Origin of the sequence: Cyclobacterium roseum (assembly GCF_010119225.1) — a bacterium.
Lineage (GTDB): Bacteria > Bacteroidota > Bacteroidia > Cytophagales > Cyclobacteriaceae > Cyclobacterium > Cyclobacterium roseum.
This window is the reverse complement of record NZ_WNKF01000005.1, coordinates 77,767-104,483: the sequence shown is the minus strand read 5'-3', so window position 1 is coordinate 104,483 and position 26,717 is coordinate 77,767. Positions and strand designations below refer to the sequence as shown.

The following is a 26,717-nucleotide window of genomic DNA, read 5'->3' as shown; positions in this document are numbered from 1 at the left end:
AAAAACAAAAAAGTAATTTATAAAGGAGCCTTCACGTTGATGAAAAAATTACCGGTTCCGGTATTATTTACGGAATATTCGAAACGGAAAACAGCATCATAGATACCAATAAGATCTAAGCCCAGGCCATATCCCGCCAGGTATTGGTTTGTCAACCGTGCATTTTCAGGAATGCGGTTGGCATCTCTGACGTACCCCTGGTCAAAATTGGCACTTAGGTATAATTTGAACGGAATGACGGAAAACTCGTCAATGGGCATGAAATCTGAAATGTCGAAGGCAATATTTAATAATTCATAGCGAAGGCTGTTTTTATGCACAATGGTCTGCTGCCCTTCGATCACATTGATTTCATAGCCGCGAATAAAATCGGGTTTGTATCCGATCCCTCTTACCAGCGTATAGGGTTGCCTTGGACTAAAAAAAGCAGATCCGGAAATACCGGTTGCGAAGTGAAATTTATCACCCAGGCGCGTATACTTGCTGGCTACAATTGAAAATTCTGTTTCACTAATATCATCTCCTGAAAAAAGCCCATATTGGCTCAAACTCAAGTCCAGTAAGGTGCCCTGAGTGGCATAAGCCACATTGTCTCGATTGTCGTGTCGGTATCGGTAAGTCGCTTGAAAATATTTCAGTCGCTGGCCGTCATGGGTAAAGTAGTTTGGGTTTTCGGCCAATACATCCTCATGGATCCGGGTATTGTGGATGCCCAGGGTGAGGTAATGGAAATTGTAAAAGCTGCCCCGGAAGCTATACGTTAGAAAAGCATTGAACGTCTTTCGTAGCACCTCTTCTGCCTGGTTTCGGTAAAAAAACTGTTTGTTTTCCACCGATTTGATGGGGATGTTTTTATTGGTATAATAGTTAAATTTTGCGGCCAGCCCATGTAGCTGATTTTTGTCCAGGTAAGGAATGCTGTAATTGAGGTCGACAGCCTGGGTAAAACCCAGTTGTCCGATTACACGGAGTTTTTCATTCCTGCCTCCGACATTATTATGATCAAGCTTGATACCGTAATTGACCCGGGAAAAATCCCTGCCCTGGTTGATCCACCATTCTGAAAAGTTTCTATCAGCCAGGTTAAAGATGAGGCTGGGTAGTATGTACCAGCGTTCTTTGAGGGACACCAGTAGCTCTACCTGCTCGTCGCCGACAAATAAGGGGGTGAGTGTGACTGTCGTAAACAGTTGCAGGTTGTATATTTTTTTCTGGTCAGCCAGCAGCAGCTCGACAAATTCCTCCCAGTCGTAGGTGATTTCTGTTCTGATATCCATTTCCCTCAGAATGATATTCCTCCGGGTTTTTTCATTACCTACCACAAAGATATTATTGACCGTTACCTGATCCGGGGGATTGGACGGGTCCCGGGCACTCCCTGCGGATTCTTCCTGCGCCCATAGTGACTGGCTACTCATGCTAAAGCAGTAGCAAAGCAGGATTTGAAAGAAAAACGTGGGAATATATTTCAAAATTGCCGGTTTTTTTGTCGAGGGTCACAGAACTTAAATGACGATATTTACCTTACTAGAAGTAAATACGATATAAGTGAAGCAAATAGTTAAAAATATTGCCATTTTTCCCATTTTGATCTATCAATATTTACTATCCCCCTTATTCCCAAGGTCTTGCCGGTATTATCCCACTTGTAGCCAGTATATGAAAGAGGCGATTCAGAAACATGGCGTCTTGAAAGGGGGCTGGTTGGGATTGAAAAGGATCGGTAGGTGCCATCCATGGGGGGGGCAAGGGCACGATCCCGTTCCCTAATTCCTCCTTTTTCACCGATTTATTTTCTTGGTTTTAAGGGCATAAATAACCAGTCCAATACCCGCCAACACCAGTGGAATGCTCAATGCCTGTCCCATATTGTAGGTCAGGTTGTCTTCAAAATCTACCTGGTTTTCTTTGAAAAATTCCCACACGAAGCGCATTCCAAACACAGAAATCAGGAATAAACCCAGGTATAAGCCTTCCGGGATGGCGGACTTGTATCGTTTCCAGCCCAGGAAAAGGAAGATAAAGATCAGGAAATAGGTGACTGCTTCGTAAATCTGAGTGGGGTGCTTGGCGATGCCAAAGGTTTTGACCACAGCGAGGTAATGATCCCCTCCATCCGTGATGTCCATATTTAGGGGTGTTTCAGGGTTTTCAGCCATGTATTTTTTGGAGCTGCTGAACCTTGTCAGGGCGTATTTGACATCCCTTTCCAAAACCGAGGCTAAGTTACTTTCGTCAAACCCTCCCTTACTGATGCGTATATCAAAATTTACGGGAACCCTGCCGGTTCCCTGCAATTCATTCTCCCGGTCCTCCGGTTTGTAGGCTTCTATGGATTCTATCGGAAGGTTCATGGTGCCTAATATGTCCTCGGTATCGCGTGCAAATACAATACCCTGGTCGGTTCCAGTGGCTTTTCCGCCGATTTCTGAGTTCATCAGGTTACCCACCCGGATGAGTGCCCCGGTGAGTGCTACGACGATCACAATCCGGTCAACTACCCATAGGTAAGACTGTCCGGGTGTTTTTTTGGCATAAAGCCACAGTGCAAATAGAATACCGATAGCTGCTCCATGGCTCGCAAGTCCCCCTTCCCAAACTTTGAGAATGTCGATGGGATTGCTGAGGTAGCGTGCCGGTTCGTAGAACAACACATGCCCAAGGCGCGCTCCTAAAATGGTGGCCAATACCATGTAGATGGTGAGCCGGTCTACCAGTTGCTCATCATGACCTTCATTTTTAAAAAAATGAATCATGATTTGTTGAGAAACGATAAAGCCAAGGGCAAAAAGCAGGCTGTACCAACGCAACCTGTCGAATCCTGAAAAAACCGCCGGGTTTGGACTCCAAACCACGTAATACAACACATTATTGATCATTTTCTTATTTTTTTACGCTGTTGCCTCACTTTATTCTTCTAAACTATCCATTTCATCTAATTCCTTCCGATACCCTCCGGATAAAATGGGAAAGCGGTACCAGGTTTTCGGGTCGACATTGAATTCATCCAGGTGAAAAGAGGGCGCCAGCCGCTCTCTTTTCCATTGGTTTCTGGACCACAGTCCAAAGAACTTTCTAATGTAAGTTTTTAATAGGGCCGATTCAAGAGAAAGTTCTTCTTTCAAAATCAGGTAGATGTCTGCGGGTGATCGTTTATCACGAATGGCCAGTTTTTCTATGGCTGTGATGACGGGATAGGGCATCAGGTCTTCTTCATCCGTCTGCCTGGATTCCAAGGGACGGAGTTCTGCAGTTGGTTGAAGTGCATTCACATCTTTTAGCCCCTCGTATCCCAGTTCTTTTTCAGCCCAGCGTAGCCATTGCAGAATAAAATCTTTCGATACTGCCGCGATAGGAGAAAGCCCTCCGCTCGTGTCTCCGTCCATGGTGGCATAGCCTACATCTCCTTCACTTCTGTTGGAAGTACTGAGCAGTAGTGCCTGGTGAATGTTTGCCAGCATCCAGATAATGGGAGATCTTGCCCGTGCCTGTATGTTTTGCAAGGCAATATCATCGCCAGACCAGTCCAGGTTTCTGCCCAGCGCGGTTTCGATTTTCCGGGTATAGCCAGCTACCTCCTCATCGATAGACCAGTGGTGAAAAGTGGCACCGAGACTTCCAGCCAGCGTCTTCGCACTTTGCAAGGTGTCCGTGGACGAGTTGCGGGTACTTTGGTAAGCTGTATGGAAAATCTTCCCGATTATATCTTTGGTACTACTCTTGGGATCGATGTCATCGCTACGGTGAATTTTTTCCAGAAATAGGGGAATCCCCAGGTCCCTGATTCCCCTTTTTACCATTTCCGCTACCAGCACGGCAATGGTGGAGGAATCTGCTCCGCCGCTCAGGGAAAGCACAAATCCTTTGCTTCGGCTTTTTCGCAGGTAATCAAATAACGCCAGAGTGGCCGCTGCTGTGAATTCTTCGTTTTTGTCGTGCTCAATGGGCTTGCTTACCGGGGGCAAGGGTTTTTCAAGAGGGAAATCGAAATGTACCAATTGGTAGTTTTGGAAAGACAAGAGCGGATTTTTGACGAGGATTTCCCCACGGTTCGCGAAGAGGATTTCCCCATCGAAAATCATTCTCCCACTTTCATTGCCAAGCAAATTGATGTAAAAATAGGCTGCTTCCAGCACTTCGGAACTTTCCCTTACCAGTATTTCCCGTTGCTCACTTTTGCCCATCGCAAAGTGGCTGGCACTGGGATTAAAAATCAAAGCTGTATTTCGGTCTTTCAGCCTGAATCCGGGACGTAAGTCACCTCTCCAGGCATCTTCACATATTTCAAACCCGTACCTGATCCCCTTTTTTTCAAAGGTCATATCGCCAAAAGGAACCGCTGAATCGTAGAAATCGAAGCTGATCACCTCGCCCGCTTTCCAGGGTGTAAACCACCGGCACTCGTAATGCACCCCATCAATAGCCAAAAATTGTTTGGGTACCATCCCCAGGACTTTCTGGTCTTCTACCACGGCCATACAATTGTATAATTTTCCCTTTACCCGGCAGGGTAACCCCAGACAAACCGTAATGTCTTTGGTGAAGGGAAGTATCTTTTGTAGGTAGTGGAGGGCTTTTTTGGGGTACCAGTAGCTTAAAAAAAGGTCTTCGCTTCCATATCCGGTGATGCTGAGTTCCGGAAGGCATAACAGGGCTACCTGTTGTTCTTTTGCCTTTTGGACGGCCTGCAGAATAGTATCAAAATTCCCTTCCCAGTCCAATGGCGTCTGATTCAGGGTGGCACCGGCTATATGTAGTTGAGACATAGGGTTGGTTTTTCTCCCCTTATTAGAGGGGTTGCATGATTAAAGGATGATCTGAAGTTTTTCGCAGGCAATTTTTGCGGCTTCCTGCTCGGCTTTTTTCTTGGTAGCTCCTTTGCCCTCCGAAAAAGAAGATCCGTCAATATTAAGTGCTACGGTAAACTCCTTGAACCGCTGGCTGCCTTCTACTGATTTTAACTCAAAATCGATCTCCTTGTTATCTTTCTGAGACCATTCGATAATTTTACTTTTGAAATTGATGGTGGTGGTGATGATGTTATCCAAATCGAAGAAGGTAGCTATCAATCGTTTGTAGATAAATTTTCTACAGAAATAGTATCCCCTGTCCAGGTAGATCGCCCCAATTAAGGCTTCCAGGGTATCCCCATAGAGGGATTTGAAAGAATAGGGTACTTTTCCGTCCATTTCCGTCTCTACGATCTTGGGCAGGCCTATTTTTTGGCCAACCTGGTTTAAGGATTCGCGGTTAACGATTCGAGATCTGGTTTCAGTAAGAAATCCTTCGTCTCTATAGGGGAATTTTTGAAAAAGATACTCGGCAACTATGGTACCCAAAACGGCATCTCCCAGGTATTCCAGGCGTTCATTACTTATTTTTACTCCTGACTTGATTTCCTTAGAGGCTGAAACATGCCGGAAGGCCAACCTGTATAGCGATAAATTTAAAGGCTTGCTACCCACTATATTTTTGATAGCGGAAGCAAGCCTTTTTTCTTTCTTATCGTAAGTTAGCTCTTGTACTCTGAGCAACCGAAGTAATTTCAAATTTATTCCTTAATTTTTTTGAATATGATCGAACAGTTATGCCCGCCAAATCCAAAAGTGTTGCTCAGGGCGATGGTCACTTCTTTCTCCTGAGCTTGATTGAAAGTGAGGTTCAATTTTCCATCTACCTCTTCATCATCGGTAAAATGATTGATGGTGGGGGGTATCAGGTTATCTCTCATGGCCAAAATAGAGGCGATGGCTTCTACCGCACCGGCTGCTCCCAGCAAATGACCTGTCATGGACTTGGTACTGCTGATGTTCAGTTTGTAGGCATGGTCGCCAAAAACCTTTTGAATGGCTTTGACTTCGCTTAAGTCTCCGAGAGGAGTAGAAGTACCGTGAACATTGATATAATCTACTGCATCTACATTAATCCCTGCATCCTCAAGGGCAAATTTCATCACATTGGCTGCTCCACGTCCTTCGGGATGGGGGGCTGTAATGTGATAGGCATCACCGGTCATACCACCACCGATGAGTTCTGCGTATATTTTTGCCCCACGGGCTTTTGCATGTTCGTATTCTTCCAATATAAGTGCCCCGGCACCTTCTCCCAGCACAAACCCATCCCTGTCCTTGTCAAAGGGTCGGGAGGCTGTGGCCGGATCGTCATTGCGTTGGGATAATGCCTTTAGGGCATTGAATCCACCGACACCAGCTTCTGTAACCGCTGATTCGGAGCCACCAGAAATAAAAACATCCGCCTTGCCCAGTCGAATATAATTAAAAGCATCAATTAACGCATTGGTAGCAGAAGCGCAAGCCGAAACCGTGGCAAAATTGGGGCCCTGAAATCCATATTTTATGGATATAAATCCTGCCGCAATATCGGCAATCATTTTGGGTATGAAGAAAGGATTGAACCGGGGAGTTCCATCTCCATTCACAAAGTCCGTGACTTCATCCTGAAACGTCTTCAGGCCGCCGATACCGGACCCCCATATCACGCCTGATCGGGTGAGGTCGATACTATCCAGGTCTATTCCCGAATCGTTCATGGCCTCTTCCACAGCTATCATGGCGTATTGCGTGTAAGGATCTATTTTTCTGGCTTCTTTTCTGTCTATAAATTGCGCGATGTCAAGATTTTTTATTTCGCAGGCAAATTGGGTTTTGAATTTGGAGGCATCAAAACGGGTAATAGGTGCAGCACCACTTACACCAGTTGTCAATCCGTTCCAGAAATCGTCGACGGTATTGCCAATGGGTGTAAGGGCACCTAAACCTGTTACTACAACTCTTCTTAAATTCATAAATGATTTTAAGTATGGGTTATTTTACGTTAGCTTCCAAGTAGCTAACCGCCTGGCCAACCGTACCGATCTGCTCAGCCTGGTCATCCGGAATGGAAATGTTGAATTCTTTTTCGAATTCCATGATAAGCTCTACAGTATCTAACGAATCGGCTCCAAGGTCATTGGTAAAGCTCGCTTCAGGAGTAACTTCAGATTCTTCGACGCCTAACTTATCAACGATAATAGCTTTTACTTTTTGTGCAATTTCAGACATTTTGTGATCAGTTTAGTTTAAACACTCCGCAAAGAAAATTATTTAATACCTTAATGTCAAAAAAAAAGACAAACTAAATTAAGAACTTTCTTTCAAGGATAGAAGTTGGAATAAAATTTTTAACTTTGTTTTTTTAAATTCTTCCTGAATGAAGAAAAGCAAACTTCATGTTGAAACCACGTTTGATTTTGAGCTTTTAGGCCTTGTAGCCCCTTTAAAGGACTATAAAATGGCTTGGTTGATCAATCGTTCATTGGGGTTAAATTTAAAAAAAACCGGTGATTACCAGATGGAATTTCTTCGCCAGCCGGATTTAATTATTTCTCAATTTATATTGGAAAAAGAACATGGCTACATTCAATTGCTAAGAAATAAGTCGTATCCCGTCGGCGGTCACTCCAGATACCTGGTGCCCGAACTCCGGAGTATGGATTACTTTTTAGTCTGCCAGGACTTTACCTATGAAGTGGATTTAAATACGTATATTGACGGCCTTTCCGGGGTCAGCGGTATACAGAGTATCGTCAAAATTGATATCAACAAGTTAAAATCAAAGGAAAACCTGTTAACATATTAAATACATATAGAAATGAGAGTACCTATTTTTAATAAAACCAAAATATTAGCTACCATCGGACCTGCCAGCAATACCAAGGAAACCGTTACCGAGTTGGTCATGGCAGGCGCTGATATCTTTCGGTTAAACTTCTCCCATGGGGATCACAGCATCCATGCGGATGTGGTCAAAACCATCCGTGAGGTAAATGCAGAAATGAGTTTCAATATTGGGATATTGCAGGATCTTCAGGGCCCCAAAATTCGCGTAGGAGAAGTGGAAAATAACGGGGTACTCATCAAACAAGGTGATCAGTTGACCATTACCAGTGAACCGGTAGTCGGTAATGCCTCCCTGGTTAGCACTGTCTATCAGAACCTCCCTAACGATGTGGTTCAAGGTGACCGCATTCTGATTGACGACGGTAACCTGGAGCTGGTGGTTTTGAAAACCGATGGTAAAAATGTGGATTGTACCGTAGTACATGGCGGAATTTTAAAATCCAGAAAGGGAATTAATCTCCCCAGCACTAAAATCAGTGCCCCCTCATTGACGGAAAAAGACCTGGAAGACCTGGAGTTCGGTCTGGAAAATGAAGTGGACTGGATCGCGCTTTCTTTTGTACGTACCGCGGATGATATTATCGATCTGCGCGAGCGGATCACCAAAGCTGGCAAAAGCTGCAAGATCGTTGCAAAAATTGAAAAGCCGGAAGCATTGGAAAATATAGATGCCATTATCCAGGCTACCGATGCCATCATGGTGGCACGAGGAGACCTGGGAGTGGAGGTGCCTATGGAAATAGTGCCCCTCTGGCAGAAAAGAATGGTTGAAAAATGCAAGATCGCCTGCAAACCAGTGATCATTGCCACGCAGATGATGGAAAGCATGATCGTCAATCCCAGACCGACCCGTGCCGAGACCAATGATGTCGCCACAGCCGTACTGGATGGTGCGGATGCCGTGATGCTATCAGCCGAGACAGCCTCCGGCAAATTCCCCGTCGCAGCAGTCAAAGCGATGAGTAGCATTATCGATCATATCGAAGTAAACGCCGATATTTACCACAACCTCTATAAAATCCCCGAGGATACCGAGAGCTTTTTGAGTAACAACCTGCTCCTAATGGCCAGCCGTTTATCCAGGAATGTAAAAGCCAAAGCGATTGTGGGCATTACCACTTCTGGATTTACAGCCTTTCGAATTTCATCTCACCGCCCCTCCGCAGACATATTCGTTTTTACCCGTAATAAGAATCTCTTAACACAACTGAGCCTGGTGTGGGGAGTCAGGGCATTTTATTACGATAATCGCGTTTCTACCGATGCGACCTTCCAAGATATCGAAGATAAATTGAAAGAGGAAAATCATGTCAGCGAAGGAGACATTATCATCAATACGGCCAGTATGCCTCTGAAAGCCAAAGGAAGAACCAACATGCTAAAAATTCATGTAGTGGATTAATTTGTTGGCTGGCTTGTCAGTCAAAATTACCTTGTATAAAGTTAAGAGAACTGTTTGTGCCTGCGCAAACAGTTCTTTTTTTTGCAGGAGTTACAAGTCCCCGGGTCCTTCAGGACGAACCATCAGGACCTTTTCCCGATCGACCGCTACTGCACCCGGAGGAGAGCCCTTGACTTTCCGAACATACTTGCAGGGTGTGTACATGACCGCTGCAAGACTGGAAGTTTTGCTTTTGGAATAATAGGCGGCCAGAGAAGCCGCCTTTTCCAATACCGGACCCGGCAGTGTTTTGCCAGACTGATTCTTGATGATAACATGGGATCCTGACACGTCCTTAGCGTGGAGCCAGAGGTCTTCTTTCCAGACATACCTGCGTAGCAATTCATCGTTAGAGCGCGCAGACTTGCCTACCCAAACCTCATACCCCAATAGTTCAAACTTTTTGAAGGGCAAGGATTCTGGTTTGGTAGTCTCGGAAGTCCGGTTTCCGGTCTTCATAAACTTTTTTAAGCTGCGAAAGTCCTGAACGGATTCTAATTCCGCTTTTTCTGATTCCAGTACTTTTAGTAAACGTTCTTTTCCGAGAAGGTTTTGGCGTACCTGCTCAAATTCTATTTTCTTATTTTTATTTTTTCGGTACAGATTCTCGGCCTGTTTTTGGGGGCTTTGACCTCGTTTTAAATTTATTTCAATCGTTTTATCCGTATAGAAATCATACAAATTTACGTTTTCAGCACCAGAAGGTATTTGATGCAGGTTGGCCATGATAATATCGGCGATTTGACTGGGAGCGGGATCAGCTTCCATGGCGGCCAATTTTTCCCGCGTCTTTTGCAGGTAGTTTTCGGTTTTTCGTTGCTGGTCTGTCAGGGAACGCAAGAGCCTGTTTTTTTGCAGCTCAAATGCCTGCCGGACGACTGCTTTCTGGTAATACAGGTTGGCAGCGATTATCGGGTCTGCTGAGGTTTCCAGTGCCTGTTCGCAGGGGAGTAAGGTCAACCGGTACTGGTCCTGCTCTTGGAAAATGGAAAAAAGGGGACTATCCAACAGGTCCAGTACCTGAAGCATCAACTGGTACCGCCCTTCCAGATCGGCATCCAGGTAACCATGCGCTTTTAGCCAGGCTCTTGGGAGTTTTCCAAGGGTAGGAAGGAACTGGGAAGCGTTTCCTTCCACTGCCACAAATCGTTCCCAATTGAGTAAAAGGGGTTTTTCCAGCTCTGCAATAGCTATATTCTGGTCCTCTCGGAGGTCTTTCCGGAATAATTTTTCGGGATTTCCTTCTTTGGATGGAAAAAGGAGGATATTTGAACGGCTGCCATGCATCTTGAAAAGCAGCAGGACGCCAGATTCGAATTCCAGGTAAAACGCCCGTTCATAAGCCAACAAACAAACCCGACGTACCTTTTGATGAACAAGGTCGGAAAACAGGTCCACATTGTTTTTTTTACTTCTTCTGAAATCTTCGGGAAAACTCAAGCAGGTAGCCGAGGGCAGGAGTAAGGCCCGGATAAAAAAGGGTGTCTTGTCAGGGGGATAGAATTCCATTATCAATTCCTCCTTATTTTGCGAAAAGCAAGCGGCAAGGGTGGCCCCCTTGATTTTTGATTCCAAAGCCGGGCATAAAAAACGGAAAAAATGGTAGTTCAGGTGCATGTCAGAGTTCGATTTTCAACCCGTCAAATGCCAATTCTACATTCTCCGGTAAGTGCTCCTGAACCCGCTGATGCATACCCATCCGATGGCTGGTATGTGTCAGGTAGGCCATTCCAGGTCCGATTTCATCGATGAACGCCAGGGCTTCATCCAGGGTGAAATGAGAGATGTGTGGTTTGATTTGAAGCGCATTCACCACAAGGATTCGCGTTCCTTTTATTTTTTCGATTTCCTCCGGAGCAATATAGTTGGCATCGGTAATGTAGGTAAAGTCCTTTATTCTAAAACCCAAAACGGGTAATTTGTGATGCATCACCTGAATGGGACTAAAGGGCATCCCTAACACATCAAAGGGCTGATTACCGATTTCATTGATCAGTACCCGGGGGATGCCCGGGTATTTGTTGGCCGAGAAAATGTACGAAAATTCCGTTTTGATTTGGTCGAGTACCTGGGGCGTTCCAAAGAGAGGAATGTCCGTTTGCTGCATGAAATTAAAAGGCCGGATATCATCCAGGCCTGCGGTATGGTCTTTATGTTCGTGGGTATATACCACCGCATCCAGCCGATTGATGGATTCCCGGAGCATCTGCATTCGGAAATCCGGCCCCGTATCGATGACGATACTCTTTCCCTCATGCTCCAGGTGAAGGGATGTTCTGGTACGTTTGTCACGAAAATCCAGGGACTGGCAGACTTCACAATTGCAACCGATGACGGGTACGCCCTGAGATGTTCCGGTTCCTAAAAAGGTGATTTTCAAAGTTTCAGCTCGGTTTGTTTAAGTTCGGTAAGAAAATCCTGCTGTTTTTGATTGGGAAAGCTACTGGGATTGAAATCAAGCGTCTTCAGGATATCTAGCAATGCATTGATTTTGCCTTCCATCGTGAAATACTTGTTGATAATCACGATTTTAGTATCCTTCAAAATGCAGTAACCGGATTTGAAATTACCTTTCTCATACCGCAGGTGGTAATCCGAGGCAGCAAAAATATCTTCCAGTTTGTCCAGATAGCCTTTGGTATACTTAATGTACATGTTACTTGTAAATATGCTTCTTTACCGTAGCCAGTAACAGGTCATAATCCAGGGGCTTTTGAACATAATCGTTCAGCCCTGCCTTCTTGAAGTCGTCCAAGGTGAAATTCTTGTAATTCCCGGTAATGGCAATGATGGGAATTTCGGATTTGGCGGGATCAGAAAGCTGGCGGATCGCTTTGGTACAGGCAATTCCATCCATCACTGGCATGTTGATATCCATCAGAATCAGATCAAAATCTTCTTTGCCCAACTTGTCTAAAACCTGTTGCCCATTCTTCACAGCCGTGATATGAAAGTTTTCAAATAACAGCACATTCTTCGTTAAGTTAATAATCACTGAGCTGTCTTCCGCCACTAATACTTTTTTGGGTTCACTCATATTTCGCAAAAATTTTATCGTTCTCAATTATTTTTTGGTAGGTTTTTAGCCCCGATTCCAAATTTTCCAGGTCTTCTTCCAGGTCTTTTAGGTTGGACTGTTTGATTTTTTTCTCAAACCCTGCCGAAGCATTGTAAATCACCAAAACCCCTAAAGTACCGGAATTTCCCTTTAAAATATGAAGTTTCTCCCCAATTTCATCAAATTTTCCCAAATCTACCAATATTCGAATCTCTTGGGTGAGGTTTTCCGCCTCGTCCAGAAAATCATGGTACACCGCTTTGATGTTATCTATGGTGTGGTATTTAAGTAATTGCACAATTACCCCTTCGTTAAAGTCCGAGCCTTCATCAGCTTCCACGCCAGTAATTCCGGCTCTTCTAACTCCCGGCTGCAAGTGAAAATGGATCGTTTCCAGTAGATCTTTGGGCTTGACGGGTTTAGCGATGAAATCATCAAACCCGGTAGATAAAAAATAATCCCGGTCGCCCTGGTTGGAGTAAGCGGAAATGGCGATCACCGGAATATCGGTAATTTCCTCTTCCCTGATAATTTTCAGGCAGGAAATACCGTCCAGCTTGGGCATTTGAATGTCCATCAGGACAATGTCGTACCTATTATTTTTTAGCATCTCGATGGCTTCTATGCCATCAGAAGCCGAATCAAAAAAATAGTTATGTCCGATTACGTTTTCAAAAACCCTGCGGTTCAGTGCATTGTCGTCTACGATCAGGACTTTTTTGTTTTTCATGGTTGAAATTCCTTAACTTCGGGATTCTCGTTTAGGTCTGACAAATAGTGACTTCCTTGAATAAAATACTTTTGGTCATCGCAGGTCCAACTGCAGTAGGCAAAACTGATTTGTGCATAAATTTAGCCAAAAAATTTAATACTGCTATCATTTCCTCGGATAGTAGACAATTTTTTCGGGAAATGAATGCAGGTACAGCCAAGCCAGACCGCGATTCCCTGGAAAAAGCACCACATTATTTCATTGGAAATAAATCCATCCATGAGCCCTATGATGTGCGCGCATTTGAGGAGGAAGCACTTTGCCTACTGACCAAACTGTTTGCTGAAAAAGAGCTGTTGATCCTTACCGGTGGCTCCGGATTATACATTGATGCAGTAGTGGAGGGGCTTGATGAGATGCCTGAAATACCCTCCGATATTCGGGAGCAATTAAACCGAGACTTTCAATCCCAGGGGCTTTCGATGCTACAGCAACGATTGGAAAAGCTGGACCCGGCATACTATCAGACCGTAGATCGAAACAATCCCCATCGCTTAATCCGTGCACTGGAGGTCTGTCTGGGCACCGGCAGGACCTTTAGTAGTTTTAGACAGAAGCGAAAGAAAACCAGGCCGTTTCGGACGATAAAAGTAGCCTTAAACCGGGAGCGGGAGGAGCTTTACCATCGAATTGACAGCCGGATGGAGGATATGATTCGCAATGGTCTTTTTGAAGAGGCAACCCGTCTCTTCCCGTTCCGGCAGCTTAATGCCCTGCAAACGGTAGGATATAAAGAAATTTTTGGTTACCTGGAGGGATCCTACGATAAACAGGAAGCCATCCGATTATTAAAAAGAAACTCGAGGAGGTATGCCAAGAGGCAATTGACTTGGTTTAGGAGAGATTTGGATTATGCCTGGTTTCATCCAGAGGATTGGAACCAAATCTTAGAATGGATTTCGAATCAGAGAGGGCGGTGACCAAAAAGCTTGGCTACGAACGAATAAGGTTTCATGCGAACCAGATTATTGTATTCATACCGGGCTCTTTTCGAGCGTATAAGCAATTTATTGATCTTTTTAGCATCCGCTGTTCGTTCGGCATCTGAAGGAATAGATTTCTGAAGGGAGCGGTAGGCCTTTTCCGCCGCTTCCAGGTCGCCCGTATCCAATTTACCAGCGGCTGTGTCCGGATGTTGTTGGATTTGAACTTCCAGGTCCTGCCAGGCTGACAAAAAGGTGCTTTTTTTTTGCCGCATGTTTTGGTGAACGAGCAACACAAATAAAAAGATGAACCCTCCCAGCGTAATGAAAATCGGAACAAATCCCATATTAAATGCTTAATAGCTCCTGAAGTCTCAGGTACTCTTCTTTTAGCGGTTTGCTTTTTGTAATACACTCTTCAAAGGGTGTGTAGACTACCTGATCGTTAATGATTCCGGCCATACAGTTAGATTTTCCATTGATGAGTCCTTCCACGGCAGCCATTCCGCTTCGACTTCCCAGGATCCGGTCTTTGGCCGTCGGACTACCGCCCCGCTGTATATGCCCTAAAGTGGTTACTTTAAATTCTTTGTCCTCTCCTTTGAATTCGGATTTTACTTTTTCCATGATATCCGCAGCTCCCCCTTCTTCGTCTCCTTCGGCTACTACAACGATACTGGATGTTTTGGATTTCCGGAGCCCTTTCAGGGATTTCACCACATCATGGATGGTAGTGGTGGTTTCAGGTACCATGACCAATTCCGCCCCTCCGCCAATACCACATTCGATAGCGATATACCCGCTGTCTCTCCCCATTACTTCTATAAAGAAAATCCGATCGTGAGCAGCAGCGGTATCCCTGATTTTGTCGATGGCTTCCAAGGCAGTATTTACCGCGGTATCAAAGCCAATCGTATAATCCGTACCGAAAATGTCATTATCAATGGTTCCCGGACAACCAACCGTGGGAATACCGAATTCTTCAAAGAAAATTTTGGCTCCGGTAAATGTACCATCCCCACCGACAGCTACCAGGCCATCAATTCCGTGTTTTTTAAGCTCTTCGAATGCTTTTTGCCTTCCTTCTTTTGATCTGAACTCAGTACTTCGGGCTGATTTCAGGATGGTACCTCCTCTTTGGAGAATATTGCTGACTGAATGAGATTGCATCTTTTTGATATTCCCCTTGATCATCCCATCATAACCATACATGATGCTATATACATCCAGGTGGTGGTAAATGCCTGTTCTGACCACTGCCCGAACGCAGGCATTCATTCCGGGAGAATCTCCTCCTGAGGTAAAAACTGCAATTTTTTTCATAGGTATGTTCTCATTTTAATTCAGTGAATCAATTAAAAGACAGCCGAAAGCTGTGCTACCTGAACCGACTTGGATTGGGATATAAAAATAAAGAAATAAGCGCAATCTAATACCATCACATAAAAAAAAGGATGGAAAATATCCATCCTTTCATTACTTGCTTATGCATTTTGCATTTTAGAAGCTTTACTCCGTTCGTTTTCATCCAAGTGGATTTTTCGCATCCGGATACTTTTAGGTGTAATTTCCAGGTACTCGTCCTTCTGAATGTATTCCATGGATTCCTCCAACGAAAATTTCCTTGCAGGAGCAATTTTCGTATTGGTATCCGAACCGGAAGCCCTCATGTTGGTCAACTGTTTTCCTTTTTGAACATTCACGACAATGTCGTTGTCTCTGGAGTGCTCACCAATTACCTGACCGGTGTACAGTTCTTCGCCGGGGTCCACAAAAAACGTGCCCCTGTCCTGAAGTTTATCAATGGCATAAGCCGTACATTGTCCGGCATCCATAGAGATAAGCGAGCCGTTTATCCGTCCGGGAATAGTTCCTTTAAAAGGCTCATAGGCAGAAAAACGGTGATTCATAATGGCCTCGCCCTGCGTAGCAGTGAGGACATTATTCCTGAGGCCGATCAATCCCCTGGAAGGAATTTTAAATTCCAGATGCTGCAAATCCCCTTTCGGCTCCATGACCAGCAATTCGCCTTTCCGTTGGGTAGCCAGTTCGATCACCTTACCGGCACTGACATCGGGAACGTCTACATACAGGGTTTCAATCGGTTCGTGTTTGACCCCATCTATCGTTTTAATAATAACCTGAGGCTGCCCTACCTGAAGTTCATAGCCTTCCCGCCTCATCGTCTCTATCAATACCGACAAGTGGAGAATACCTCTTCCATATACCAGGAATTTATCCTCACTGTCGGTAGATTCTACTTTAAGGGCAAGGTTTTTTTCCGTTTCCTTCATCAACCTTTCCCGGAGATGGCGAGAGGTGACAAATTTACCCTCTTTACCAAAAAACGGGGAGTTATTGATGGTAAAAAGCATGTTCATGGTCGGCTCATCTATGGAAATCCGCGGCAAGGGCTCTGGATTTTCAAGATTGGCAATGGTGTCACCAATGTCAAAACCTTCCACACCGGTTATCGCACAGATATCCCCGGCCTGAACCTCCTGGGTTTTCACTTTTCCCAGCCCTTCAAATACCTCCAGCTCTTTAACTTTTACGCGTTTGGTGCTCCCATCAGCCTTGCAAAGGGCATATTGGGCACCTTCTTTAATCGTGCCTCTTTTTACCCTGCCAATGGCAATCCTGCCGACAAAATTAGAATAGTCCAATGAGGTGATCTGCATCTGAGTAGTGCCCTCATCGATTTTTGGTTCCGGGATGTGCTCTACGATGGCATCCAACAGGGGGATAATGCTGTCCGTTGGATTTTTCCAATCCGGGCCCATCCAGTTATTTTTAGCGGATCCATATAAGGTTTGGAACTCAAGCTGTTCTTCTGTGGCATCCAAATTGAACATCAGTTCGAACACAGCCTCCTGAACCTCATCAGGTCTGCAATTTTCTTTATCGACTTTGTTAACTACCACAATGGGGGTTAACCCCAGTTCAAGCGCTTTGCCAAGAACAAACCGGGTCTGGGGCATGGGCCCTTCAAAGGCATCCACCAACAGGATAACCCCGTCGGCCATTTTCAACACCCTTTCCACTTCCCCACCAAAGTCGGCGTGGCCAGGAGTGTCAATGATATTTATCTTAGTGTCTTTGTACCTTACCGAAACATTCTTAGAAAGAATGGTAATGCCTCTCTCACGCTCCAAATCGTTGCTATCAAGGATCAAGTCTTCAAACTGTTGGTTTTCCCGGAAGATTTTAGAGATGTGGATGATTTTGTCTACCAGGGTCGTTTTTCCATGGTCAACGTGTGCGATGATCGCAATATTACGGATACTCTGCATGTGAATTTAATTAAGGTGCAAAAGTACGAATAATATTTCGAAAAAATATCGAATGTTCGGATTGATAATTATTTCTTAAACTCCGCAATCCTGTCAGGTTTTTGTTGATATTCAGCCAACAATAAACGTTGGGTAGATGAAACCTGACAGGTTTAACCTTTAATTTATCAGTTGAATATAGGATTAGGGAGCGGATTTGAGGTATTTCTTAAACTCCTTACATCCATAAGGAAGCATTTTTGATCCACCTTTATTTCACCTCAAAAGGCCTGCTTTTTAATACTACATGAGATCCGGGATATGCAACTTCCAAGCTATTTTCGGCAGTGACCAGGATCATATTGGGCCGATAAAGGGTGCTGGCTTCGAAGGAAGCTTTTCCCCGGTTTCTGAAAATCCCACTGTTATTGGCAATTTCGCCCAGCTTCTTTATACCCTGATCTGGTGTATCGATCCAAACCATATAAAACTTTTTAGGAGGACTCAACCTTTCGGGAAGGGCCAGATTGGAGACGTTCAAGGATAGTTCGTAGGTACCCTCCTTCGTTTTACTTATTTTGGCCTCAGGCTCTGCTGCCGGAACGACCCGCGAAACCGGAAAGGTGATTTTCGTAGAGCAAGCGGCAAAACTGAGAAAGACCAAAACTAGAATAAAGCTTATCGACGAAAATGAAGTGCTATTGGGAAAGGTTTTCATAAAAGATAGAAGATTAGTAAATAAGCGAAGATTCAAATCCAATATAGGTACCTAACAAAGGTACGTGCATTTTAGTTGTTTAACGTCACAATTTTGTAGGATTCATGCTTCTAACAACGGTGCAGACATGATGATTACTCTTCGGATGTCATGAATTTCCAGCGGACTGCTCCGATCGTAGTTGGCGTGCCTTCGGCTGCGGGTGTTAGTAAACCTTTCCATTGCCCCTGAGCGTCTTTTTCTACTTTGAACTCCCGCCAGGTGTAGGCGCCCTTTTCAAAATCGAAGGAGTACCCATCGTCATCGTAGTACCGATAGGTAGCCGGTTCCCTACCATAATGTCTGATTTCCAGGTCTACGACCTCCCCTTTTGCCGGAGCGTGGAGTCGTGGCTCCATCAAGGGGATGATGCTGCCCTCTTTCACGAAAACAGGAATACGGTCCAGCCGGGCTTGCACGTCGATGATTTCTCCATTTCCAGCAAAACTTCCATCATAGAAATCATACCAATTGCCTCTAGGTAGGATAACTTTTCTGGATGTCTCTCCGGAAAATAGAGGAGCGACCAACAGGGAAGGCCCCGCCATGTATTGGTCCTTCATTTCTTTTCTCACTGCTTCTGCATAGGGATTGGATTCGAGGTCGGTAGGCCCTTCCAAAGAACCGGAAGATCCATCCACCTCGTTAAACCCGGGTTCCAGATTCATCCCTCGAAAGGGCGGAATCCCCTCGAAATGATACCGTGCAAAACTGGAATACCAATAAGGGATCATCTGCATGCGTAAAAGTGCCATGGCTTTTACTTCCGCTTCCACCTCGGGATAGGTCCAGGGTTTGGTGCCGCTGGCCCAGGCATTGATCATGGCCATGGGCGAAAATACCACCGTTTGAAACCTTCGGAGCCACTCTTCCGCCGTATCCGATGCCCTCGCCTCGGGAGTCCATAAAATGCCGGAATAGCCGCTGTTAATTAAAGCGGTGATAAAGTCCCGGTGATTGTAATAATCGTTGTAAAGCACGTAGGGAAAGGAAACCCCACCGCCATTGGAGGCCCTTACCAGGCCCCAGGTCCTGCGATTTTGTTGCCTGAAAAGCTCCGTACTCTGTTTTTGTACGAGAAGCCCATACGTCTGTCGCATTTGTTCGGCCGCCAGGCCGGAAGGAAAGGTCGCCACATCGGGCCACAGCCAGCGGTCGTACCCGTCTACTTCGTCTATTTTATAACCGCCCACTCCGATTTCTACATGGTCGCGTTTAAAATTTGCCCAATAAATCTCCTGCGCCCTCTCCATGCTTAGATCAGGAACCGCTCCTGCCCATACCGTATGGCTTCCATAAAAAGGTTTGAGCCTATCATAAAATGTGGCCTCCGGAGAAACATAAGGGTTCATCCAGAGATTTAGATTCACTCCTTTTTCATTAAGGGTTTCGGTAAGCAGTTCAGGGTCAGGAAATCGTACAGGGTCCCAGGCAAAGGTATTCGGGTAGGATTTGCTTTGCCAGCCCGGCTCCAGGCCTACAAAATCCAGTGGAAAGCCTTTCTGTTCAAATTCATCCACCTCCCGGATTACTTCCTCCTGATTGTATAAGCGGTGTACCCGTTGCGTAAATCCCAAACCCCAACGCGGAGGCATGGGGCCGCCGCCATTTAATAAATTAAATCGCTGAATCGCTTCCAAGGGGGAGGGACCGGCAAAAATATAAAAGGTGACACCCTCAGCCGGGACCAGTACTTCTACCCCGTCCGAATAAGGACTAGCGGTCCAATTTGGGTCGGTATTCCGGTCCCTGGCCTCCGCCGGGTCTTTGCTGTCCAGCCGGGAAGCGGAGCCGGCATAAACGTCCAGGTATCTGGCTGAGTTGATAAATATGCCATAACCCTGATCCGAAACATAAAACGGAACAGGAGCATGGGTGCGGCCATTGTCCTCACCACCATAATGGTCCACATGAAGCCTTAAAATCCGCCCTCGCTGATGGATTGTTTTAAAATTCAAACCAAAACCAAACAATTGTTCCTCTCTTTGCAGCGGGAATTTCAAGTAGGTGTTGCCGTCCTGTTGCCTGCCGATGATTTCTCCTTTGCTTAAGGGAAATTCCGCTTCTCCCAATTTTTCCAGGGACGCCATGTTGGGACTGGGTTCTGCCGCAGACCACAAATCATAGGCTTCTGGGGTGCCGGTGGTACCTTTCCACACTCCCGGGGCAACGGCTTCCCAACGGATATCCTGAGAGAAGGAAGGTAATACGAGTAAAAAAAGCGGGAGCAAACAGCAAATGGATTGTTTCATCGGTTTTGGGTTGGTTAATGAAAAGTAAAATGGGAAAAAAATCCGAATATTGAAACTTTTTATTTTGGGAGGGTAGTTCTCAGCGGTGGTACAAATCGTAAATGGAATCGTATTCTAAGTAATAAATCAGTTCTTCCTCTCGCAATGCAAATAAAATCCCGCCACTTACTCTTTGGTCTTCTACCAATCCTGTCGCTCCTTTCCTTCATAAGCTGTCCTGCCCAAGAATTATGGAAAATAAGGCAACTGACAGCAGCTGAGAAAAACCATGAATTGGATCATAACCAGAATTTCTCTCTGGATGATCAATGGATTGTGTACGACACCCGCCCGGATCCTTCCGGAATAGCCCGGAATCAGCATATCGAAAAGGTAAATGTTGAAAATGGACGCACGAAAATCGTGTATCAGGTGGAGGGAGCCAATGCTTTCGGGCCGGGAGTGGGAGCGGTGAGTTACCATCCTTTAAAAAATCAGGTTGTCTTCATTCACGGTCTGCCGGGTTCCGACTCCCTGAAGCCCTATGCGGGACACCGGCGATTGGGGAAGATAGTTGATGAATCGAGGGGGGATCACGCCTACTGGATGGATAGCAGGGATGTGATACAGCCTTTTACTCCCGGGGCCTTACGTGGGGGAACACACCGGCACCAATGGAGTGCGGACGGAAATTGGATAGGATTTACCTACAACGATGCCTTGATGGTCGCCCTGGAGGAAAAAACAGGAGCAGTTCACGATTTGCGGACCCTGGGGGTGTCCAAGCGATTAAGTTCGGCTGTAAAGGTGGATACTGCCCATTCCGATGAAAACATCCAGGGGAGCTGGTTTTCAGTATTGTTGGTAAAGGTAGTTTCCGACCCGCAACCGGGAACTGGGGAAATCAGCCGTGCTTATAGTGACTGGTGGGTTGGTAAACAGGGGTACCCCAGCCAAGACGGGACCTTTCAGCGAGCGAGGGCTTTTTTAGGAGATTTGATAAGCGAGAAAGGAGCGAAAGTCACCGAAGTATTTTTGGTAGATGTGCCGGAAAATATCCATATACCCGGCAAAAACGGACCCCTTGAAGGAACGGATAAAACCATGCCCATGCCTCCAAAAGGAGCGAAGGTTAGGCGGCTTACTTTTACTGAACACAAGAAATTTCCCGGAGTGGCGTCTGAACCCCGGCATTGGGTTAGTTCTTCGATGGATGGATCCCATATTAGTTTTCTTGCTAAAGATGATGCCGGTATCGTGCAGGTGTTTTTAGTACCTACCACAGGGGGAGAACCCTTTCAGGTAAGTTACCACGATACCTCCGTACAAAGCATGGTGCGCTGGCACCCGGAACAAAGGGAGTTTGTTTATGTATGCAACCAAGCCCTGTATCTGTGTCAGCTAGACGGTACGGGTAAACCGGAGGTTCCGAAAAAAATCAGTCCTTCCTTTGACACCAAACCCTTTTCACCGGTTTATTCCCGGGATGGTGATCGATTGGCTTTTAATCGTTATGTGGACGGGTATGTCCAGATTTTCCTGGCAGATAGGCCTTGACTTATTCCTTTAACTCGTACCAGTCAATATTGGTAAGCGGCGGGCGCCGGCCGGTTTGTACCGGAGCGTAATTTTCAGAGAGGTAGTCTAAAATGGCGGCTTCCTGCTCACCCAAATCCCAGAGGTTTTGTGTCTGTTGCATCCATCGGATCATTTTTTCCCAACCTTCCCTGTCCGCCCGGTTCTGGGTGACAAGTTTTGCCGAATGGCAGGCTGTACAATGAGCGATAACCAGACTCAGCCCCTCACCAGCAATAAAACCTGTAGGTTCATGGATGCCATTTTCGACCTGCGTTTCAATCCCATCCACTTGAAGGGGGGCTTCAGCATTTCGGATTTCCCCGTCTTTGGGAATGGTGTCGGATTCTGATGGTTCTGTTTGAAAATAAACGCCAATTCCGATCGATACTAAAATCAAAAGGCCGGCACCCATCAAAAGCCGCAGATTGGTAGGAAAGTGTTGCATGGATTAGGAAATTTTAATGGCTATTCGGTGGCAGGCATTGTTTAGGTAGCCTTTCGGATTCCAGCCGGGTGTCAACATGGGTTGACTGATCCCGTCGCTATCCGTGGCTTTGGCCCAGACTTCATAGTAGCCCTTTTCGGGAAAAGAAATTGTTGCTTCAAAACGTTGCCAGGCAAAAGGGTTAACTGGTTCTTGTAGGCTGCATGACTTCCAGGTAGCACCAAAATCAATGGAATAATCCACGGTTTGAACCTTTTTGGCTCCCGCCCAGGCATGGCCTCTAATGGACAGGGGTTGCCCTGCTCCGATCAATGCTCCTGACTTGGGATAAGTGATCAGCGATTTTACCGGCATGTTTTCGATGATACACATGGCTTCATTGGGTACTTCCGTCCCGGGTTCAACCGGTTCGCAGGGAACGGAATAGGAGGGAGGTGCCATTTTTTCTCCGTCATGGACTTTGTTTCGAATGGAAAGGGTATGGATCCATTTGCCCGATGCCGAAGCGGGAAAACCGGAGGCGATCAGACGGAGGGGGTGGCCGTGCGCCACTGGGATATCCTCTCCGTTCATGGCAAAAGCCAGGAGGGTTTGATCTTCCATGGCCTTATTCATGGGAATCCCTCTTGAGATCGGGTTTTTGTCAGGATCCCTACTCAGATGGGTGTCTGCTCCGTAATATCCGATGTAAACCGCATCCTCATTGACTCCTACATCCCGCAAGATATCCCGTAACCTGATTCCGGTCCAGCTGGCACAGGAAACGGCACCAATGGTCCACTGATTGCCTTTTGCGGGAGGATAGTATTCGCTTCGGCCGTTTCCGCCACATTCCAGTACAAGCTGGTACGTATGGGTAGGAAATTGGGATTTAAGGGTTTCGAGGCTGTAAGTCTTTTCCTGAGTGACCGACTCTCCCTTAATGGTCAGCGTCCAGGTTTCAGGATTTATTTCTTCAGGGATTAAACCATTATTCCGAATAAACATGTTAGCTGCCGGGGTGACCGCATCGTCCAGCAAATGGGCTTGTGCTTCTATATTCCAGGGCAGATCATTTAGCACCCGCATCTCTTTGTGTTTTCCGAAAAGTTTTCCGGGGTCCTGATTTTGCTGCAGGGCAAGCGGAGTGTACCCCTCGGGAAGCGCATAAACAATTTCTGCTCCCAGCAAGGCGGCCATGGAACCCAGACTTGCATTTTTTATAAACTTTCTTCTGTTGAAAGACTTCTTCATGAATTCCCCTTTTATTTTTTGCAGCAAAATAGGCTTTTTTTCAGGTTTTTTCAACCCCGAAATCTGGTAATCTTAGGTTACGTTGAAATACGAGTTGAGTTCCTCTTGCATGAGGTCCCTGTCCTGTAGGTCCTTGATTACCCGCCCTTTTTCCAAAAGCACGATCCGTTCGCAAATTTCTGTCACATGGCTGAGATCGTGGCTTGATAGTAAAAAAGTGACCAGGTGGTCTTTATTTTCTTTTTGGATCAACTTTTTTAGCCGGATCTGAGAGCTGGGGTCCAGGTTTTCAAACGGTTCATCCAGCAGCACCGCTTCCGGATTGCCCAGCAAGGCGGCGGCGATGCCCACCTTTTTGATGTTGCCTTTGGAGAGGTCCCGGATGTATTTTTTATTGCCGACGATTTCCCCGTTAAAAAAGTCCGAAAATTTGCTCAGGTGGAGTTGCAAATCCTCCTCTGACAGGTGGTAGATTTTTCGAAGTGTCTGGAAATATTCATCAGGGCTGAGGTAGGAGAGCAGCATGTTTTCATCCAGGTAGGCACCCATTTTTATTTTCCATTGCTCATCTTTGCTGACATCCTCGTCGTCTATGGTCACGGTACCTTCAGTGGTGCGGACCAGATCCAGAATAGTGCGGAACAGGGTGGTTTTACCCGCCCCGTTATTTCCAACCAAGCCAAAACACTGGCCTTTAGGAATGCTGAGGCTAGGAATATCCAAAACGGTAGTGTCACCGTAGATTTTTTTTAAATTGGTTATTTGTATCATAATTCCTGACGAAAAGCGGATGCTATTTCATATTTCATTTCGATCACCTTTTCAGCCATCAGGGAGGAAATTCGCGGAAAAATAATTAATCCAAACGCACCGGTCGCCCCCAGCGCAATCAAGCCTACATAATCATTAAACCAATAGGCGAATGGAAGAAAAACGGCATAGGGAGCAGCCAGCAGTGGAATGATGATCAAAAACTGGGAGAGCCCCATGCCTTCATAATTAAAGACAGAGCTTTTATTCAGATCCATGGGTTTGGGTTTCCATAAGGCCAGAAAAATGACCAGATGCATGGTGATGCCCATGTTAAATAGAAAGGTCGCGGTATGGATAAGCAAAATATGCCACCCAAAATATACATAGGGAAGTGAAAGGACGAAGCACATTAAGGATATCCCTATAAACAACAGGTATTTTCCATGCACCAGTGCCCTTAAACCGTTTCGCTGGTGCACATAAAAGTCGAATGCCGGCGAATTCCAGCTTAGAAAAAGCTGTCCGTATTGCGTCATGAAAATACCCGTGATAAAAGTGCCCACAAAAATGAAGGCACTACTAAAACCAGTCTCTGTCTGGTAGGCCGGATTGTTATAAAAAATCAAGCCATACAATAGAAATACCAGACATAAGGTGAGGTAGGTACGGCTTTTCTTGTGCCGGAGAATAAGTTTCCATTCCAAATTAGCTACCTCTCCCGCCAGGCCAAATTTCGATAAAAACCCCAGGTCCCTGTTGGCAAACTGCAGGTGCTCTCCTTCGCTCAACTCTTCTAAATAAGCATTTTGGCGATAGTAGGCAAAACATAAGAAGTAACTCAAAATCAGAACGGTAAGCAGCAAAATAACCGGCACCGGACTTTCGAGGGCAAAGGTAAAGACCGGCTCAAAAAAAGCACCCAGATCAAAAAAGCCAAAATAGCTAAGCCCTATTCCCAGTAGCAGTGCGGAAAATACGGAAAGCGTTCCGGTCAGGCTATCTTCAAACCGTTGTTTAAACCATAAAATAAACCAATGAATGGACCAACTGGTAAGCACCACAGCCACCAGCCAGGTAGTGGCAGCAAATAGCCCGTAAGCCTGCTGTATTTCCACCACCGCAAATGGTCCGAATATCAATAGGGAAATAGAATTTAGGGGGGAAATAAAACTGCTTCCTAATAGGAAGTGTATGATTCTGGATTTGGAAAGCGGCAGGTGTAGGAAATTTTCCAGGCTGAACACAGGCAACTGTTGAATAAAATACCGGTAGATAAGTTCCAGCATAAAAAAATAGAGTAAACAGCTATTTATAAAATGTACCGCATCAGGGATTCCCAAAATTTCCGTTACCAATCGGTTTAATACCAGGCCGAATAGAAATAAATAGGCTAGCAAAAAAAAGCCGATAATGAAAACCACTACTCCGATAGCCAGACTTTTGGCAAAGGAACTGCTCCGCATTCTTTTTAATAGTTCCAATTTTAAAAGGGTTATCAGCATTTGGAAATTCGGGTTTATTAGAAGTGCTGCCAGTTCTGGCAGCGGATATTTTTTCTAAAATAGAAAAAAAATGGCAACAGCCCTTAAAAATTTCCCCTTTACTCTTAAATAGTAGATCTTTGAGAATCGATAAAAGCTTATGGATGCTGAAATTTACATTCGACAAATGATGCCTGAGGACCTCGACCGGGCCTTGGCGTTGAAAAACACCGAGGGCTGGAACCAAACCAGGGAGGATTGGCAGTTTTTTTTAAGACAACAGCCCAGCCTCTGTCTGGTGGCAGTGGCCGAAGACAAACCGGTGGGTACGGTTACTGCAGTTACTTATCAGAGCAGGCTGGCATGGATCGGAATGATGTTAGTAGATCGGAAATACCGTAGAAAAGGTATTAGCAAGATGTTGATGCGGGAGATCCTCCATCGGTTAGAAGGGTTTTCCACTATCAAACTGGATGCAACGCCAGAGGGTCGGTTTGTTTACCAGCAGCTGGGTTTTAAAAAGGAATATTCCCTGTGGAGATTTGTCAGAAAGGCGAACCCTTCGCGACAGGAACCTGACCGGGATGAGGGAATCAGCCCGGTTTCCATGGAAAATCTTCCGGGTCTGGAAAAATTGGATACAATGGTGTTCGGAGCCGGCAGGGATAATGTCCTCCGTTATTTATTGGCAGCCTTCCCGGCGGGAGCATTTATGCTGGAAGAAAGGGGTGAAATAAAAGGTTTTTTGTTCAGTAGAAAAGGGAGCAATTTCACACAGTTAGGTCCTTTGGTGGCAAAGGATGAATCGGTAGCCTGTAGATTGATCAACCAGGCACTTGCGCATTTAAATGAACCTTCGCTGGTGCTGGATATAGCCGCAAGCAGGCAAGAATTGATGTCTTGGTTGGTAAACCGGGGCTTCGAACAGCGGAGGGAGCTGATTCGAATGTATTTACAAGACAACCGCTATTCAGGGATACCGGAAAAATACTACCTGATAGCCGGTCCGGAGTTTGGATAGGGGAAGCGATTTTGGTAAGTATAATGGGGAAAGAATGAGCGTATTTTAAGTAGCGAATTCTCAGTAAGTTACC

General features: G+C 45.6%; 26 protein-coding genes. 6 read left to right on the top strand and 20 right to left on the bottom strand.

Annotated features, from left to right (window positions below; genetic code table 11):
- Window positions 1-17: 17 nt before the first annotated feature.
- Entirely contained in the window at window positions 18-1,418 is a 1,401-nt protein-coding gene (locus tag GJQ68_RS09120) for a BamA/TamA family outer membrane protein (protein ID WP_162416996.1), read from the bottom strand.
- A 139-nt stretch (window positions 1,419-1,557) separates the two neighbouring features.
- On the opposite strand from GJQ68_RS09120, the gene yidD reads away from it, so the two are divergent.
- Window positions 1,558-1,770: a membrane protein insertion efficiency factor YidD gene (gene yidD, locus GJQ68_RS09115; protein ID WP_394351292.1), complete on the top strand. Its 213-nt coding sequence runs from the start codon at window positions 1,558-1,560 to the stop codon at window positions 1,768-1,770.
- Window positions 1,771-1,781: 11 nt separating this feature from the next.
- On the opposite strand, the gene GJQ68_RS09110 is transcribed toward yidD, so the two are convergent.
- From GJQ68_RS09110 to GJQ68_RS09090, 5 genes are read right to left on the bottom strand one after another with little or no spacing between them, the layout of a single operon-like run.
- Entirely contained in the window at window positions 1,782-2,879 is a 1,098-nt protein-coding gene (locus tag GJQ68_RS09110; RefSeq protein ID WP_162416995.1) for a prolipoprotein diacylglyceryl transferase, read from the bottom strand.
- A gap of 30 nt (window positions 2,880-2,909) precedes the next feature.
- Window positions 2,910-4,766, bottom strand: a complete 1,857-nt coding sequence (gene nadE / locus GJQ68_RS09105) for an NAD(+) synthase (protein ID WP_162416994.1) — start codon at window positions 4,764-4,766, stop codon at window positions 2,910-2,912.
- A 39-nt stretch (window positions 4,767-4,805) separates the two neighbouring features.
- Window positions 4,806-5,549: a ribonuclease III gene (gene rnc, locus GJQ68_RS09100; protein WP_162416993.1), complete on the bottom strand. Its 744-nt coding sequence runs from the start codon at window positions 5,547-5,549 to the stop codon at window positions 4,806-4,808.
- Window positions 5,550-5,551: 2 nt separating this feature from the next.
- Window positions 5,552-6,805, bottom strand: coding sequence for a beta-ketoacyl-ACP synthase II (gene fabF / locus GJQ68_RS09095; RefSeq protein ID WP_162416992.1), 1,254 nt, complete (start codon window positions 6,803-6,805; stop codon window positions 5,552-5,554).
- 19 nt (window positions 6,806-6,824) lie between these two features.
- Window positions 6,825-7,061, bottom strand: coding sequence for an acyl carrier protein (locus GJQ68_RS09090; protein ID WP_010855324.1), 237 nt, complete (start codon window positions 7,059-7,061; stop codon window positions 6,825-6,827).
- Between the two features lie 148 nt (window positions 7,062-7,209).
- Between GJQ68_RS09090 and GJQ68_RS09085 the strand changes: the two genes are divergently transcribed.
- Both GJQ68_RS09085 and pyk read left to right on the top strand, forming a co-directional pair.
- Window positions 7,210-7,638 (top strand): IPExxxVDY family protein, encoded by a 429-nt coding sequence (locus GJQ68_RS09085; protein WP_162342224.1) that lies wholly within the window; start codon window positions 7,210-7,212, stop codon window positions 7,636-7,638.
- Window positions 7,639-7,650: 12 nt separating this feature from the next.
- Window positions 7,651-9,081: a pyruvate kinase gene (pyk, locus tag GJQ68_RS09080; protein WP_162342225.1), complete on the top strand. Its 1,431-nt coding sequence runs from the start codon at window positions 7,651-7,653 to the stop codon at window positions 9,079-9,081.
- Between the two features lie 90 nt (window positions 9,082-9,171).
- On the opposite strand, the gene GJQ68_RS09075 is transcribed toward pyk, so the two are convergent.
- The 5 genes from GJQ68_RS09075 to GJQ68_RS09055 all read right to left on the bottom strand — a co-directional run bounded on the left by GJQ68_RS09075 (window position 9,172) and on the right by GJQ68_RS09055 (window position 12,908).
- Window positions 9,172-10,629 carry an NFACT RNA binding domain-containing protein gene (locus GJQ68_RS09075; protein WP_317174423.1) on the bottom strand — a complete coding sequence of 486 codons (1,458 nt, stop codon included), beginning with the start codon at window positions 10,627-10,629 and terminating at the stop codon, window positions 9,172-9,174.
- Window positions 10,630-10,738: 109 nt separating this feature from the next.
- Window positions 10,739-11,500, bottom strand: a complete 762-nt coding sequence (locus GJQ68_RS09070; RefSeq protein WP_162416990.1) for an MBL fold metallo-hydrolase — start codon at window positions 11,498-11,500, stop codon at window positions 10,739-10,741.
- Window positions 11,497-11,775, bottom strand: a complete 279-nt coding sequence (locus GJQ68_RS09065) for a hypothetical protein (protein WP_162416989.1) — start codon at window positions 11,773-11,775, stop codon at window positions 11,497-11,499. Before GJQ68_RS09065 ends, GJQ68_RS09070 begins: the two co-directional genes overlap by 4 nt.
- 1 nt (window position 11,776) lies before the next feature.
- Window positions 11,777-12,157, bottom strand: coding sequence for a response regulator (locus GJQ68_RS09060; RefSeq protein ID WP_162342229.1), 381 nt, complete (start codon window positions 12,155-12,157; stop codon window positions 11,777-11,779).
- Window positions 12,150-12,908 (bottom strand): response regulator, encoded by a 759-nt coding sequence (locus GJQ68_RS09055; RefSeq protein WP_162416988.1) that lies wholly within the window; start codon window positions 12,906-12,908, stop codon window positions 12,150-12,152. Before GJQ68_RS09055 ends, GJQ68_RS09060 begins: the two co-directional genes overlap by 8 nt.
- A 47-nt stretch (window positions 12,909-12,955) precedes the next feature.
- Here GJQ68_RS09055 and miaA point away from each other — a divergent pair, with 47 nt between their 5' ends.
- Window positions 12,956-13,870 (top strand): tRNA (adenosine(37)-N6)-dimethylallyltransferase MiaA, encoded by a 915-nt coding sequence (gene miaA, locus GJQ68_RS09050; RefSeq protein WP_162416987.1) that lies wholly within the window; start codon window positions 12,956-12,958, stop codon window positions 13,868-13,870.
- Here miaA and GJQ68_RS09045 read toward each other — a convergent pair.
- The 5 genes from GJQ68_RS09045 to GJQ68_RS09025 all read right to left on the bottom strand — a co-directional run bounded on the left by GJQ68_RS09045 (window position 13,855) and on the right by GJQ68_RS09025 (window position 20,154).
- Window positions 13,855-14,220, bottom strand: a complete 366-nt coding sequence (locus GJQ68_RS09045; protein WP_162416986.1) for a hypothetical protein — start codon at window positions 14,218-14,220, stop codon at window positions 13,855-13,857. The genes miaA and GJQ68_RS09045 overlap by 16 nt on opposite strands.
- Window position 14,221: 1 nt before the next feature.
- Complete coding sequence (pfkA, locus tag GJQ68_RS09040) at window positions 14,222-15,196, bottom strand: 6-phosphofructokinase (RefSeq protein ID WP_162416985.1); 975 nt, start codon at window positions 15,194-15,196, stop codon at window positions 14,222-14,224.
- Between the two features lie 161 nt (window positions 15,197-15,357).
- Window positions 15,358-17,166, bottom strand: coding sequence for a translational GTPase TypA (gene typA, locus GJQ68_RS09035; protein ID WP_162416984.1), 1,809 nt, complete (start codon window positions 17,164-17,166; stop codon window positions 15,358-15,360).
- A gap of 250 nt (window positions 17,167-17,416) precedes the next feature.
- Complete coding sequence (locus GJQ68_RS09030; RefSeq protein WP_162416983.1) at window positions 17,417-17,863, bottom strand: hypothetical protein; 447 nt, start codon at window positions 17,861-17,863, stop codon at window positions 17,417-17,419.
- 134 nt (window positions 17,864-17,997) lie between these two features.
- Window positions 17,998-20,154, bottom strand: a complete 2,157-nt coding sequence (locus GJQ68_RS09025) for a glycoside hydrolase family 31 protein (RefSeq protein ID WP_162416982.1) — start codon at window positions 20,152-20,154, stop codon at window positions 17,998-18,000.
- Window positions 20,155-20,427: 273 nt separating this feature from the next.
- Between GJQ68_RS09025 and GJQ68_RS09020 the strand changes: the two genes are divergently transcribed.
- Window positions 20,428-21,690 carry a DUF3748 domain-containing protein gene (locus GJQ68_RS09020; RefSeq protein WP_235941250.1) on the top strand — a complete coding sequence of 421 codons (1,263 nt, stop codon included), beginning with the start codon at window positions 20,428-20,430 and terminating at the stop codon, window positions 21,688-21,690.
- A 1-nt stretch (window position 21,691) separates the two neighbouring features.
- Here GJQ68_RS09020 and GJQ68_RS09015 read toward each other — a convergent pair whose 3' ends face one another.
- The 4 genes from GJQ68_RS09015 to GJQ68_RS09000 all read right to left on the bottom strand — a co-directional run bounded on the left by GJQ68_RS09015 (window position 21,692) and on the right by GJQ68_RS09000 (window position 25,623).
- Window positions 21,692-22,156 (bottom strand): hypothetical protein, encoded by a 465-nt coding sequence (locus GJQ68_RS09015; protein ID WP_162416980.1) that lies wholly within the window; start codon window positions 22,154-22,156, stop codon window positions 21,692-21,694.
- A gap of 3 nt (window positions 22,157-22,159) precedes the next feature.
- The gene (locus tag GJQ68_RS09010) at window positions 22,160-23,389 is read right to left on the bottom strand and encodes a sulfite oxidase (RefSeq protein WP_162416979.1); all 1,230 of its coding nucleotides are present in this window, start codon (window positions 23,387-23,389) and stop codon (window positions 22,160-22,162) included.
- Window positions 23,390-23,461: 72 nt separating this feature from the next.
- Window positions 23,462-24,160, bottom strand: coding sequence for an ABC transporter ATP-binding protein (locus GJQ68_RS09005; RefSeq protein WP_162416978.1), 699 nt, complete (start codon window positions 24,158-24,160; stop codon window positions 23,462-23,464).
- Window positions 24,157-25,623: a DUF5687 family protein gene (locus GJQ68_RS09000; RefSeq protein WP_317174420.1), complete on the bottom strand. Its 1,467-nt coding sequence runs from the start codon at window positions 25,621-25,623 to the stop codon at window positions 24,157-24,159. Before GJQ68_RS09000 ends, GJQ68_RS09005 begins: the two co-directional genes overlap by 4 nt.
- A 160-nt stretch (window positions 25,624-25,783) precedes the next feature.
- Here GJQ68_RS09000 and GJQ68_RS08995 point away from each other — a divergent pair, with 160 nt between their 5' ends.
- On the top strand, window positions 25,784-26,644 hold the full coding sequence (locus GJQ68_RS08995; protein ID WP_162416976.1) for a GNAT family N-acetyltransferase: 861 nt from the start codon (window positions 25,784-25,786) through the stop codon (window positions 26,642-26,644).
- Window positions 26,645-26,717: the final 73 nt, after the last annotated feature.